The sequence below is a fragment of the Streptomyces sp. NPDC048419 genome (assembly GCF_043200415.1).
In the GTDB taxonomy this organism is placed as follows: domain Bacteria; phylum Actinomycetota; class Actinomycetes; order Streptomycetales; family Streptomycetaceae; genus Streptomyces.
On record NZ_JBICXT010000027.1, the window covers coordinates 24,301 to 37,501 of the forward strand.

At 65.9% G+C, this 13,201-nt stretch carries 9 protein-coding genes and 2 pseudogenes; 4 read left to right on the plus strand and 7 right to left on the minus strand.

Annotated elements, in window-relative coordinates; all coding sequences use genetic code 11:
- Positions 1–231: 231 nt before the first annotated feature.
- The 4 genes and pseudogenes from ACGFYN_RS38200 (at position 232) to ACGFYN_RS38215 (ending at position 5,329) form a co-directional block, all read left to right on the plus strand.
- Positions 232–1,557, plus strand: coding sequence for an XRE family transcriptional regulator (locus ACGFYN_RS38200; protein WP_393870579.1), 1,326 nt, complete (start codon positions 232–234; stop codon positions 1,555–1,557).
- A gap of 764 nt (positions 1,558–2,321) precedes the next feature.
- Positions 2,322–2,504, plus strand: a pseudogene (locus tag ACGFYN_RS38205) (ISAzo13 family transposase); the annotation flags it as partial.
- Positions 2,505–3,078: 574 nt separating this feature from the next.
- Complete coding sequence (locus ACGFYN_RS38210) at positions 3,079–3,822, plus strand: alpha/beta fold hydrolase (RefSeq protein ID WP_393870635.1); 744 nt, start codon at positions 3,079–3,081, stop codon at positions 3,820–3,822.
- A gap of 94 nt (positions 3,823–3,916) precedes the next feature.
- Positions 3,917–5,329: an NAD(P)/FAD-dependent oxidoreductase gene (locus ACGFYN_RS38215; protein ID WP_393870580.1), complete on the plus strand. Its 1,413-nt coding sequence runs from the start codon at positions 3,917–3,919 to the stop codon at positions 5,327–5,329.
- Positions 5,330–5,576: 247 nt separating this feature from the next.
- Here ACGFYN_RS38215 and ACGFYN_RS38220 read toward each other — a convergent pair.
- From ACGFYN_RS38220 to ACGFYN_RS38250, 7 genes and pseudogenes are all read right to left on the minus strand, one after another.
- A pseudogene (locus tag ACGFYN_RS38220) lies at positions 5,577–6,443 on the minus strand (GNAT family N-acetyltransferase).
- Positions 6,431–6,733 (minus strand): 4'-phosphopantetheinyl transferase superfamily protein, encoded by a 303-nt coding sequence (locus ACGFYN_RS38225; protein ID WP_393870636.1) that lies wholly within the window; start codon positions 6,731–6,733, stop codon positions 6,431–6,433. The pseudogene ACGFYN_RS38220 and the gene ACGFYN_RS38225 overlap by 13 nt, the downstream one beginning before the upstream one ends.
- Positions 6,734–6,774: 41 nt before the next feature.
- Entirely contained in the window at positions 6,775–7,218 is a 444-nt protein-coding gene (locus tag ACGFYN_RS38230; protein ID WP_393870581.1) for a 4'-phosphopantetheinyl transferase, read from the minus strand.
- A gap of 312 nt (positions 7,219–7,530) precedes the next feature.
- Positions 7,531–8,631 (minus strand): LLM class flavin-dependent oxidoreductase, encoded by a 1,101-nt coding sequence (locus tag ACGFYN_RS38235; protein WP_393870582.1) that lies wholly within the window; start codon positions 8,629–8,631, stop codon positions 7,531–7,533.
- 110 nt (positions 8,632–8,741) lie between these two features.
- Positions 8,742–10,004 carry an MFS transporter gene (locus ACGFYN_RS38240; RefSeq protein ID WP_393870583.1) on the minus strand — a complete coding sequence of 421 codons (1,263 nt, stop codon included), beginning with the start codon at positions 10,002–10,004 and terminating at the stop codon, positions 8,742–8,744.
- 79 nt (positions 10,005–10,083) lie between these two features.
- Positions 10,084–11,703, minus strand: a complete 1,620-nt coding sequence (locus ACGFYN_RS38245) for a carbamoyltransferase C-terminal domain-containing protein (protein WP_393870584.1) — start codon at positions 11,701–11,703, stop codon at positions 10,084–10,086.
- 171 nt (positions 11,704–11,874) lie between these two features.
- Positions 11,875–13,161: an acetyl-CoA carboxylase biotin carboxylase subunit family protein gene (locus ACGFYN_RS38250; protein ID WP_393870585.1), complete on the minus strand. Its 1,287-nt coding sequence runs from the start codon at positions 13,159–13,161 to the stop codon at positions 11,875–11,877.
- Between the last annotated feature and the right edge of the window lie 40 nt (positions 13,162–13,201).

Below are 13,201 nucleotides of genomic sequence, written 5' to 3' on the forward strand. Positions count from 1 at the left end.
CGGCACCCCGCCGGAAAGCTGTGGCGATGCCGCCACAGAATCCCCGCCCCCCACTTGATTGCTACCAACGAGTAGCACTCTAACAAGTCCCATGGGTCAACGGGCTGTAGGCAAGTAAACGCTGCGTGTCCAAACGGCCGGCGCAACCGGCCGCGGCCGCCGGACTGGATCGTCGAGCTCGGCATCGGCACCGGACGGCCGCCCGTCCAGATGCACGCCGGTGACTGCTACATGGAGTACGTGGAAGCGAGCAGTCAGCACCCGCCAGCGGCGGCACGGATCGCCCGCGGCATGACCCAGGACGCCCTGGCCGCCGGTGTGCGGGCCGCGGCCGGCCGCCGGGGCCTGCGTTCCGGCACCGACCGGATGCGGGTACGCAAGTGGGAGCGTGGCGTGCAGCCCAGCGACGAATCCCAGCTCTACATCGCCGAATCCCTCGGCTGGCCCGCGGACATCGTCCGGGCAAACGACTGGCCGAACTGGCTGCCGCTCACCACCGACGGCGTGGTGCCGCTCGGCCCAGGCAGCTCCGTACCCGCCCTCAGAGAGGCCCTTCGATCAGAGATGGACCGCCGCACGTTCTTCACGATCTCCGGCGGTGCCGTGTCCGCGCTGGCCGCGGACTGGGCGGTCGGCCCGGCCGCCGACCTCACCCGGGTACACGCCGGAACACTCGTCGGTGAGGACCTCGTCACCTTCATCGAGGACTCCACCCGGCACCTTGCCGCGCTGCCCACGGAGCAGCGCCAGCACACCGCCGCCCTGCTGGATGCCCACCTGGCCACGGTGACGGACCTGCTCGACCACGGCCGCTACCCGGCCGACCTCGGCCTGCGGCTGCACACCCTGGCCGCCTCCCTGGCCCAGACCGTCGCCTGGCACCGCTTCGACCTGGGCCGCCACACCCACGCCAGCCAGAACTGGATCGCCGCCCTGCACAACGCCCACGCGGCAGGCGACCACGACGTGGGCGCCGGCCTGCTGAGCGACCTCGCCTACCAGGCCGCCTGGCGAGGCGACCACACCACCGCGTCCCACATCCTCAATCACGCCCTGACCCGCGCCGAGAACCCCGCCGCCCGCTGCCTGCTGCAGCTCCGCCTGGCCCGCACCCTCGCCGCGCGAGGCGACCAAGGGGAACGGCGCGCCGTGCAGCGGGCCCTGGCCGCGGCCGAGCAGCATCTCAGCGACGCTGGCGGCGATCGGCCCTCCTGGTGCGCCTGGGTGTCCGAGGCCGACCTCGCCGTCGACTCCGGCCAGGCCCTCCTCGACCTCGGCGACACCGCCCGCGCCCACCAGCTCATCAACGAGGGCGAACAGCTGCTGCCGTCGGCCCGGGACAAGACCCGCGGCGTTCTCCTCGCCTACCGTGCTGCGAGCCACCTCGACCTCAAGGAGCCCGAACCCGCCGCGGCCGCCGCCAGTGAATCCCTCCTTCTGGCCCGCCGTCTCGGCACACCCCGCTGCGTCCGCCTCATCGACGACCTCCTTCCCCGCTTCCAGCCCTACGCCCAAGCTGAGGGCGTTCCTGACTTCCTCCAACTCGCTGCCGCCTGAACCCTGTTCGGCAACCTTGCTGTGTAACGTCAGGCCTCTTCACAGCCCCGTGTGGCGGCCGATCCCCCACAAGCAGCCTCATGCAGGGATCTCCGTGTCGCCGCGGCCCGAGCTGATCGCCGTGGCGACAAGCCCACGGCGCTCGGTCACGCGGGATTCCAGGGCGTCTGTGTCGGGGGCCGGGTCAGGCGATGTCCGCGCCGACCACGTCCAGTCTTCGCAGCTGGCCCACCGGCCAAGTTCGGCATCGGTCGTGGTGGAGGTGATCGATCCGGTCGCGAGGCGGCCCTGCTCGGTGTCCTATCCCGTGAAGTCCTTCAGCGCCTGCGGGGCACGTCGATGAGGACGGTCCGGACCAGGCCCGTACGCCCTGCACCTGCAGGTGCCCTTGGTGACAGGCCATGCGAATGATCGGGCATCTTTCAGGCGGGCCGCTCACTCCGCTGCGGAAACCCCTTCTCGAGCGCCCCGACGGCATGCTGGTGGACGCGGACGATGCTGGAGTCGACCGACACCAGCCGGTCGATGACGCCGGCGGCCTCCTCTTTTCGCCGGGGCTGCGCGAAGCACCCGCTCAAACGTGCCGTCCGCCGCCCGTCGACGAAACCGGGTGTGCAGCGTGGTCCACGGCCCGTACAGCTTGGGCACATCCCACCAGGGCGTGTCTGTACGCCATATTCCAGTTCCAGTTGAAACCCAATCAACTTGCGTCGTGGCTGGGGGTGTTGCTCCCTCATCTCAACGAAGGACAGCGGCGCTTGCTGCTGGCCGCAGAGGCCCGTGACCTTGGGCATGGAGGAACACGCGCGGTGTCGCGCGCGGCCGGCGTCAGCGAAACGACGGTGCGCAAAGGACTCACCGAACTCACAGACGAGCTGACACCCTTTCCAGTTGGTCGCATTCGACGCCCTGGTAGCGGCCGCAAGAACCCAGCAGCGAAGGACCCTTGACTGCTGCCCGCCCATAACCAGACGCCTGACCAAACCGCTCAAACAGCATCCCATGCCCTCGAGCAAGCCAGTGGAGGCCCTGACGCTTCGGCCGGTCTTCTATGGGATCAGACTGACACCAACGGCGGCTCTGCGCTGAATAGAAGCCCCCCACCCCGAGCCGACGAACGCTGAGAGCACGAGCCCGCACGGCCCACGGAAGACCGTTCCTGAGACGACAGGCCTGGGACATGGAAGCGCGATTTATTCCGGGCGTCGGCAGCTTTATTCCGGCCCTGATGGTCTTGTGGCATCTCCTTGCGGAGGTCACTGTCGGAGAGCCAATGGGTTCATCTCTCCAACAGGCAGCTGAGTGGGCGGGAATCCAGTCGAGTACGACAGGGGGAACTGATGGGACGGTCTGCCTCATCGACCGGCCATGCTCCGGCCCGTCGTGCACACCCTGGCAGCGAACAGTCCGTGGGGAGCCCACAGAGCAGCGGAGTTGAGGTCATGGAGCACCCCATGAGCTACGCACACGAGCCTCAAGAGAGCCACTAGCGAAGCTGACCATTCATATGTCGGGAAAATGATGACCGCTGTTTTCGTCCACGGAGTACCCGAGACCGGGCGCCTTTGGGACCCACTGCGGCGCCACCTCCAAGCTGAATCTCTCGCCCTGAACCTGCCCGGTTTTTCGACGCCGCGGCCAGCCGGGTTCGGTGCGACGATGGACGACTACGTCCGCTGGCTGTCAGGCGAGTTGAGTGGCATCTCAGGACCTGTCGACCTGGTGGGGCACGACTGGGGCGCACTTCTTGTGGCACGCGTCGCCATGCTGGGCTTCCTGCCGCTGCGCAGCTGGGCGATGGACGTCGCGTCCATCCTTCACCCCGACTATGTCTGGCACGATCTGGCCCAACTGTGGCAGACCTCGGGGGCAGGAGAACAGTGGGCGCAGACCATACGGGGGAATACAACCGTTGCCACTGCTGCGCTTACGGCCGCAGGTGTTCCCGCCGAGGATGCCTCGGGCATGGGTGCACAACTCGACGCCACCATGGCTGGCTGCATCCTGGACCTTTACCGCTCCGCGACGCCCAACCCATACGCTCATTGGGGTGCGGACCTGACTCGGACAGCAGCCCCTGGCCTGGTGGTCCAGCCCCTGAGTGATCCCTACGACGACCAGATCAACTCTCAGAAGGTCGCCGAGCGTCTCGGAGCGCATGTGGAATGCCTGCCGGGCCAAGGTCACTGGTGGATGCTGAGCGCTCCCGAAGAGGGTGCCGCTGCCTTGCTGCGGTTCTGGAAGACGGTGGGCATGGACTCGTGAGTACGGCTCGGCGGTGGCGCTCAGTAGCGCCGAACCAGCTCTGGTGTGGTGTTACTTCCGAACTTCATCGGACACAGAAGGGATATACGCAGCCGTGTCGGACGCATTGATCCTGGGCAGCGGCCCGGCAGGGTTGATGACTGCAATCTTGTTAGCGGCGGAAGGCAGGCAGGTCACCCTCGTCGACCGCGATCCACCGCCCCCCAAGGGCAAGGGAGACGACCTGTATGCCGGTTGGAAGCGCCCCGGCGTGCGTCAGTTTTCACAGGCGCACCTCCTATTGCCAGGAGGGTTCCGCCTACTGGCCAAGGAGTCTCCCGAGTCGGTGGACCGTATGCTCGACCTGGGCGCCGTCAGCCACAACATCATCGCAGGAGCATGGCATGTCGGGGGGATAGACGGCCCGCGCGAGGATGACGGCCGGTTCGAGACAGTGGCCGTACGGCGTCCTGTACTTGAGGCCGCTTTGTTTGCCGTGGCGGAGGAACACCCCGGAATTACCGTGCGACGTGGCCTCCGGGTCAACCGGCTGTGTACGGAGGAGCCCCGCGCAGGCCAATGCCGGCGCGTCACAGGGGTAGCCTCTGAGGGGGGCGAGGAGATCAACGCCGAATTGGTCGTTGATGCCTCCGGCCGGGCTGCGAGCGGGGCAGCAATGCTCAAGGATGCGGGACTCGCGCCGTACGAGCAGCGGGCGGAGGCGGGTTTCCGCTACTACACGCGGTTCTTCCGTTCCGAAGACCCAGGCTCCCGAATGCCGCCATGGGCGGGTTTTCAGCACGACAGCGTCAGCATCCTTGTCTTGCCCGGTGACTCCGGAACCTGGTCGGTGACGTTCGTGACGTCCGACCGCGATCAGGAACTCCGGGGTCTGAGCAACCGCGATGCCTGGCACCGAGCGATACAGCTCTACCCAACCGAAGCACCTTGGGCTGAAGGGAAGCCCGTCACGGATGTGATCGCCACCGGTGGTCTACGCAGCGCGCACCGTTCCGTCGTCGTAGCTGGAGCGCCTGTGGTCACCGGGATCGTGGCAGTGGGAGACGCATGGGCCTCCACCAACCCGTTCTTCGGCGCTGGCATGACCACCGCGTTCCGGCACGCTGCACTGCTCCGGGACACAATGCGCCTTGTTGACACGAAGGACGCCACGGCATTTTCGATGACGTTCGCCGCCGCGACGGAGCGTCATCTGCTGCCACTCTGGCGTGGTTTTGACGCCTGGGACCGGCACCGCCTGGCCGAGGTGGATCACGAGATGGTGGGCCGGCGCTACACGACGGACGATCCCTTCTGGCAGAAGCGCGTAGCACTCGAAGCGGCACGCGCGAAGGACCCTGATGTCCTGCGTGCCGTCGCCGACGTGACCGGCCTCCTCGCGAACCCGGAGGTGTTGGCAAGGCCCGGTCTCAAAGAGCGGATAGCCGAATTGAGCGCCGGGGCTTCTCGTTATCACTATCCCGGCCCCGTGCGCCGCGAGTTGCTTGCCGCAGTCACAGCCGAATGACCCAGGTAGGTACTGCTGTAGGGGACGCCGCACGTGCCGGCGTCCCCTGCGGCTGGGTGCCGACTGCGTCGGGCACCCGCCCGCGAGGAGTTGCCGCCGCTATGAACTGCTCCTAGTGAGGCGGACTGGCGGGTGCTGTATCCGATGTCCTCGGTGATCGTGGCCCGGCAGGCCGGGGAGGACGCCACCCTGCGGTCCCTGGACCCCGGCGTGTATGCGGGCACCGGGGTGAGCCCGCGAAACCCGATCAGCCCCTGACACCGCCGCTGCTTCGCCTGCCGTGGGCTGGGCGATCCGGCTGAGTCACGCCGTCCGGGCTCCTCGGTTCCCGGCAGCGGCTGGCGAGCAGGCCGAAGAGAAGCGTGTCAGTCCCCTCACCGGTATTGATGTCCACGGTAAACTCCGGCCGCCCGCCCTGCAGTTGGAAGCCAGCACGCTTCAGGAGGCGCGCAGACGGGGCGTTTCGGATGTCGCATTCCGCGGAGACCCGGTAAAGCCCCTTGCCGAACAGGTGCTCCAGGACGGCCTGGACAGTCTCGAGGGTGTATCCGCTGCGGTGGGGGGCCAAAGCGAGGGTGATGCCCAGCTCGGCCTCCATCCGGTTGTCGTGGAGGAGCACGCCGAGGTCTCCGACCAGGCTGCGTTCGGCCGTGAGCTCGATGGCGTACTGGAACCAGCCGGGCTATTCGCGGTCCTGTTCCCGGTACTTGCGGACCCGTGTGGTGGCGGTCTCGGGGGTGAGAGGAGAGGGCCACGCCTGGTATCGGGCGATATCCGGGTCGTTGCGGTAGGCCGCGAGCGGAGCCGCGTCGGCGAGTTGGAAGCGGCGCAGTGTCAGACGCTCAGCCTCGATCATCAACGCAACCTGGCACGGCCCGATCATGCAAATGCTGGGGGTTGCCCAAACTCGGAGGTCCGGCACACAAGCGAGTGGCTCCGAACCCGTTCGCACGCCCTCCCGCCGGTGAAGCTCGGCGAGGTTGGGGTCGCCGGCCAGCGTGGCGCTGAGGTGGTGGTCGCGGACGGGCCGGCGGCTGCGCACAGGGAGGGGCCCGAGCGTGAGGGGATGGTGGGCGCTCCACAAGTCGAGCGGTCTGGTTCCTACGGCCTGCATGCGAAGGCGGTGAGAACCAAGCCACGCCCTACATGCCACCGGCCATGGATCTCATGGAGTCGTCTGCCTTCCCGATCTCGGCTTGTTCGCAGCAGGTGGGCTCGCAACAGGCGGGCGTCAGGATCGATGTCGATCGAGGCGTCGTCAAAGCCGAGCCGCTGCCCGACGAGCGGAAAGCACGTCTTGTACAGGGACTCCTTGGCACTGAACAGGAGGCGGCCCCAATGGACGGTGGGGTCATGGTTGGTGAGTTCGACGAGCAAGGCCTGCTCCGACGCAAGGGCCACCATCCCGATGATGCCTGGCGCAACCGGGGCATGCGGTTCCGCGTCTATCCCCAGGGACACGGCATCGCCCGCCAGGCGACTGCTGCGGCCCGGTAGCCGGCGCAGTGGGTTATTGATCCCGCAATACTCGCCGGCCAAATGGGCGCACCCTGCACACCCGGCACCAGCGGCACGGCCGGGTGTCGGAGTGCGGTGAGCGCCCGACGGGCGCACAGCCGTGCGGTAGTGAACTCTCGACATCTGCTGTCCACCGCGTTGCCGATATAGGCTTCTTCTTCAGGAAAAAGGAACGCTCCTTTCGGGTCCGTGAACTCTTCGGCTGTCTGGATGTCGGGCGGAAAGAGCTCCGACAGGAGTGTCATACTCCTCACTACGGGTTCCCCCTTCGTGTGACACCTCGGTGCGAGACAGCGCACGTCGTCCGAAGGCGGGAAGCCAGGCGGGTGCCACTCCGGATCTCTCTCCTCCGTTGTCTTCTTCACGATCATGCGAGGCTGTTGCTGCTTTGTGGGACCGGCGTGGCTGTTCTCCCCTGTCGGACGCCCAAGGCGCCATTGGAGACGCTAAGGAGATGTCCGATCACGACCCGGCCCGGTGCAGCACTCGGCCGTCCGCAGGAGGTCCGAATGACTCGGAACACTCTTGACCCTGATGCCGGGTATCGCGGTCGAGAACGCTCTCTTGCCGCCGGTCACCTTGCGGACGGCGCCGGCTCTCCCACCACCGCCCGCCTCTTCGCTTACGCCGGCCTCGCCCGACTGGGGCTGCCTCAGAGAACGAGCGGAGAGTCCTCCGGCCCTTCAGCTGTCGCCCCCCGCGGAAATCTCGTTCAGCAGTTGAGCGTCCCTCTTGGCAACTCCTTCGCGCACGATCGGGATGACTTCACGGCCGAACTCGACTGCATCCTCAAGGTAGTCGTAGCCATGTGCCGCAATGATCTCCACTCCCAGATCGACATAGTCGAGCAACGCTGCCGCCACTGTCTCTGGTGTGCCGACGAGGGACGCAACGGGACCCCCGCCGCCGGTGGCAGCCACAGTCCCCGTCCATAGGCAGCGGTCGTAGTGCTCTGCCTTTTCGGCGAGTTGTCGCAGACGGTAGGAAGCGACGTCCTGGCTCTTACTCAGTCCTCGTTTGCGCGCATGAATCTGGTCGACGACACGGTGTGCCTTCTCCCAGGCTTGCTCTTCCGTGGCACCAAGGATGGTGCGGAAACCGCAGTACAGGCGCGGCATCTGGGTGCGGCCGGCCGCGCGAGCCGCCGCATATACCGAGCTGATCTGCTCGGCCGTGCCGGCGAGGGACTCCGCCCAGAGCCCGTAGATGTCCGCTTCCGCGCCGCCGACCGCGTAGGCCGACGCAGACGAGCCGCCAAAGGAGAGCGCAGGCCGAGGCTGCTGCGCGGGGAAAACGTCACTGACGAAGTCGGAGAAGCGGTAGTGCTCACCCTCGTAGTCGAACGATTCCCGTGATGTCCATGCCTTCTTGACGATCTGCATGTACTCGCGTGTGCGCGAGTACCGTTCGTCCTTGGTCAGGAAGTCGCCTTCACGCTGCTGGTCGTCGTCGAAAGCTCCGCTGATGACGTGCAGTGTCAGCCGACCGTTGGTGACGTGGTCGAACGTCGCGAACGTGGTGGCCGCGAAGGTCGGGTAGGACACGTTCGGGCGATGCGCCAGAAAGAAACCGAGGTGTTCGGTGTTCGAGGCCAGGTACGCGGCCACCTGAGCAGGGTCCGGGTAGTTGGAACGGTAGGCGATCAACATGTGGTCCCAGCCGGACTCTTCAAGCGCCTGCGCGAGGCGAAGGGTGTAGTCCTTGTCGAACATCGGGCCAGAGCGTGCACGTATCTCTGAACCGTCATTGGTCATTTCAGAACCGCCTACGAAACTTACTGGCATGCTCGTTATCTCCTTTGAGGTGTTGTCCCGGGCAGTATCGGTCGCAGCGTCCGCTCCCGGGTTTCCGCGGCCGTTGGGCGTAGAGAGCACGTGCCGTCCGAGGACGATCCTCAGTAACTGCTGTGTCGGTGAACTCGGTCATCTGCACCGTCGCTCCCAGGACTTGAGGCGGCGTAGGCAACATCTCGTCGGAGCAGAAGGAGCGCTGAAAGGAGGGTGGCGAGCGCAAGAACCGCGCCGCCCACCAGGAAAGGCGCTCGAGCGCCGAGCACTTGGGCCAGCCATCCGCTCAAGGGTGCTCCGAGGGGGGTGCCGCCCAGAAGGACCATCATGTACAAGCCCATGACGCGCCCCCGCACCCATGGGGGAACCGAGAGCTGGATCGTGCTGTGAGCTGCCGTGACGAACAGCGTGAGAACAGCACCGACTGGAATCAGCACCAACCCGAAGAGCCATGCGGTCGGCATCAGTCCGAGTACCGCCTCCACACTGCCGAGCGCTGCTGCGCAGACAAAGGAAACCCGCAGTCGGGGTCGTCCACGGACCCCACGTCGGACCGCCCCAGCCGCTCCCAGCAGCATCCCGAGGGCGAGCATCGTGGACAGGTATCCGTAACCGTCGACTCCCAGGGCAAAGATTTGGACCGCCGCGACTGCGAGGGACGCCGTGAAGTTCGCAAACACACCGACCGTCAGCACCAGGACCATGAGTGCCCCCAGATCTGCCCGTCCGCGCAGGTATCGAAGCCCCTCCCGCACCATCCCGGGTGCTCGTGGCGCGGGAGGTATCCGATACAAGCTGTGCTTGTCCGTCATCAGCAGGGCGAAGACCACCGCCGCGTAGCTCGCGGCGTTGGCAATGAAGACCCAGCCGGTACCAGCCCAGGCGATTGCCGAGCCGGCCACGGCAGGCCCGATGATCCGGGCTACGTTGAAGTTCATCGAATTCAGTGCCACGGCACTGCCGGCGTTTTCGGTGCCCACCATCTCGACGACGTAGGTTTCGAATATGGGTGCGTCCAACGCTGACAGACAGCCAAGGACAAGACAGAACAGGTAGACGGACCACAGCTGGACGGTGTCGGTGAGATCCAGCAGTCCGAGCCCTAGTGCAGAGAGCGCCATCAGGGTTTGCAAGATCATCAAGGTCCTGCGACTGTCCACCCGGTCGGCCAGCACACCGGCCCACAGCGACAGAAAGAGGATCGGCAGGAACTGCAGCCCGGCAGCGGCACCGAGCGCCACCGGACTACCCCCGGACAGGCTCAACACCAGCCAGTCCTGGGCGACCCGCTGCATCCAGGTCCCGATCAGCGACACGATCTGAGAGCGCGCGAATCGCCGGTAGTTCCGTTCCCGCAACACCGAGAACATGCCGCCGCGCCGCTGCCCGGGGCTCTCTGCCTCCCCCTTATCCGCTGGCCTGGTCGCCTTCACCCGTTGGAACACGTGCCTATGCCCTGGGCCGGATGAGATGGTCGCCGAGGACCAGAAAGTCCAGCCCTATGTCGGTGAAGGTACGCACCGCGTCTGCGGCGGTGTCCACGACGGGTTCGTTACGGCCGTTGAACGAGGTGTTGACCAGCACCGGCGGCGCTCCGGCGGCCCTGAGCCCATGCAGAAGGGTCTCGACAACCGGGGCCTGTCCCGGCGTGATCACTTGTGGACGGGTGCTTCCGTCGACCGGGTGTATCGCCGCCGGCATGACCTTCCGGGCGTGACTGGATACGACGGCACTGCCCACCATGTAGCGTTCGCGCTGGCCCTGGCTCGGCCACAGCGACGGTGCGTAGTCGGGCAGGGTCACGGGCGCCAACGGACGCCACTGCTCGCGGTTCTTGAGCGTGTTGATCCGGTTCCGGACATCAGCTGGATCGGGTATAGCCACGATCGACCGGTGCCCAAGTGCCCGAGGCCCGATCTCCGCGCGGCCCTGGGCCACCGAGCCGATAGCGCCCGCCAGCAGCAACTCGATTACGGCATCCTGTGTGAACTCGGTGACTGTGAAGCCCGACCGGTGCAGTGCGTCAAGCTGCTGCCCGCTGACGGACAGGTCAGTGCCGAGATACGGCGACTCCAGTACGCCTTGGTGCTTCGGCGGGCAGAGCGACCATGCCGCACCGATCGAAACGCCGGCGTCGTGAGGGAAGGGGGGGACATAGACCGGTTCGGGGAGCTTGCCGTTGGCGACGCAGTTCAGAGCAACTCCCCCTGCCAGGCAGATCTCTGGGGTGCCGGCTTGGAAGACCGTCTCAGCGTGGAAGGCGCGGTATGCCTCCTCCACGGTGTGCTGCGCGCTGGCGGCCATGCGCACCGCCACCGGGTCGCGGTCCAGGTGTTCCGTGTCGCTGGTCACGACACCGAACCGACTGGACAGGTAGTTTTTCCACTCCTTGATCAGCGTCTCGGAGTGCACATCGGCCGGAACATCCAAGGGGGGCTTGGACTGCCACGTTCCGTCGCCGATCAGGTCGCCCATGGGAAGGAGTGTGCTGTCACTGTCCGCACCGTAAGGAGCAAGACCCATGGTCTTGCCCGCGCCGAACCTTCCGAAGCCCAGCAGATCGGATGCGGCTTCATACATCAAGCCGATTGAGTACCCGCGCGCCCACCGCCGTTTGAGAGTGAGACCCGAGGTGCGATCGCCGGCGTAGATGGAGGCGGATTCGAGCTCACCGCTTCCATCGACGACCAGGACGCCGGCCCGCTCGTATCCGGAGGCGTAGAAGGATGACAGGGCATGGGCCAGGTGGTGCTCGACGAAGACGAACTCCGGTCCCGCCTCACCCGCCGCCTCGGGGCCGAACAACTCGCCGTACATCTCGGCCCGCTCGGAGTCCTGCCAGGTCCGGAAGCGACGCATGTCCCACCCCATGGCCACTGCGTCAAGGTCGCGCCAGGTGATCCCGGCGACCTTCAGGCAGTGTCGAGCGGCGTGGACCGGGAAACGTCCTGGCGCGTGCTTGAGACGGATGAACCGCTCCTCCTCAGCCATCGCCAGGATCCGGCCGTCACCGTCGATCAGTGCTGCCGAGCTGTCGTGCAGCTTCCAGTTGATCCCAAGAACCCGCATAATTGCTCTTTTCTATAGCGATACGGTTGGTTTGTCGTGCGCTTCACCGTTGGCGCGACTTTCGTTTCGCCAGATCGGCGAGAAACCTGTTCTCACACAGGTCGTGATGGGCAGCTTCAGATGGCAGCCTGGGTTAAGGGGTTGCCCGCGCTGCCCGTCGGTGTTGATGCGTCACCGGGCGTCCACGTCGACCTCGACGGAGTACGAGTAGCTGATCTGCCGCATGTCCCGCTCGATATGTGCAGAGCTGGCACCAGCCAGGACGAAGCTGCCGGACGGCGTCCGCAGACCCGGCCCGTCGTTGAGCGGCTGACCGATCTCGGGTATTTCGGCGTAGACCACGGAACTCGGTATCTTGTCGAGGCCGTGAATGCGCCTGACCCGGCAGCGGGCCCTCTCTGAGAGGGCGGAGTAGAACCAGCCGGAGGCGCCCTGGTGGTCGGTCGCGAGCTTGAGATGGGTCGTGGGTGTCGTGAACGCGGACGGCAGGTTCATACAGGCCGCGATCGACTCCCCCACCAGGTCGATGCCGTATACGGTCCTGAGGTGCCGGCTGTTGTAGCCCCCTCCGAAGCGGCTGCCGATCTCCAGGAACACCAGCTCGCCGGTCGGCGTCAGGAACAGCTCAAGGTGGAAGGAACTGTCCCGCAGTCCCAGTGTCACCAGGACACGGTCCGTGAAGGCCGCTATCCGCTCGACCAGTTCCGCATCGTCGACGGTGACCGAACCGTACGACTCGCCTTCGTCCTCGAAGGTGAGGTTGTTGCCGAGAAAGTACTTGGCAGCGCTGAGGAAGAGGATGCGTCCGTCCCGGACAACGCCGTCGATGTGACAGATCGTCCCCTCGATGAATTCCTCGACCTCATGGTTGTCCTGGATTCCAGTGGTGCGCGCGTACTCCAGGAGGTCCGCACTCCGGTGGAAAACCTTGACGCCAATGCTGGCAGCCTGCCGGGCGGGCTTGAGGACGACCTTTCCGGGCAGCTCTGCCGCGATAGCCGCCAGCTCCGCCTCGGTCGTGGCCGCTCCAACGGGCCAGAATCGGGGTAACCGGACCACGTCGCGCAGCGACTCCTTCATCAGGATTTTGTCACGGAAGCGAAGCGCGGTCCCGACGTCGGTGCCCGGGATCCCGAAGTGCTCGCGCAGGCGCGCCGCCGGCAACGTCGTGTACTCGTACAGACCCACGATGGCCGAGGGGTCGCCAAGCTCTTTCGAGAACCCCTTCACCAGGTCGATCATCTCATCCACCACGCGGTCGTAGCCCTCCACACCCGCCCCGTCCGGCAGATCCAGAACGCCGACACGGGCGAACCTGCCCAGCACGGATTTCGGGAGTCGTCCGGCGGTATGGCGGTCCACCAGCAACGTGAGCGTGTAGTTGTCGAAATCGAGTGCGTCCACGTCCAGCGAGTGATCGTCGAGCGCGACATGAACGACATGTCGATGGGTCGTCATATTTCAGCCTTTTGAATCGAGTGAATACCGCTCAGCAACC

Excerpts from the sequence above, each read along its gene's own strand:
- ACGFYN_RS38210 (WP_393870635.1), top strand. The coding sequence starts at position 3,079 with ATGACCGCTGTTTTCGTCCACGGAGTACCCGAGACCGGGCGCCTTTGG.
- ACGFYN_RS38250 (WP_393870585.1), bottom strand. The coding sequence starts at position 13,161 with ATGACGACCCATCGACATGTCGTTCATGTCGCGCTCGACGATCACTCG.
- ACGFYN_RS38240 (WP_393870583.1), bottom strand. The coding sequence starts at position 10,004 with ATGTTCTCGGTGTTGCGGGAACGGAACTACCGGCGATTCGCGCGCTCT.
- ACGFYN_RS38235 (WP_393870582.1), bottom strand. The coding sequence starts at position 8,631 with ATGCCAGTAAGTTTCGTAGGCGGTTCTGAAATGACCAATGACGGTTCA.
- ACGFYN_RS38245 (WP_393870584.1), bottom strand. The coding sequence starts at position 11,703 with ATGCGGGTTCTTGGGATCAACTGGAAGCTGCACGACAGCTCGGCAGCA.
- ACGFYN_RS38230 (WP_393870581.1), bottom strand. The coding sequence starts at position 7,218 with ATGATCGTGAAGAAGACAACGGAGGAGAGAGATCCGGAGTGGCACCCG.
- ACGFYN_RS38200 (WP_393870579.1), top strand. The coding sequence starts at position 232 with ATGGAGTACGTGGAAGCGAGCAGTCAGCACCCGCCAGCGGCGGCACGG.
- ACGFYN_RS38225 (WP_393870636.1), bottom strand. The coding sequence starts at position 6,733 with ATGGTGGCCCTTGCGTCGGAGCAGGCCTTGCTCGTCGAACTCACCAAC.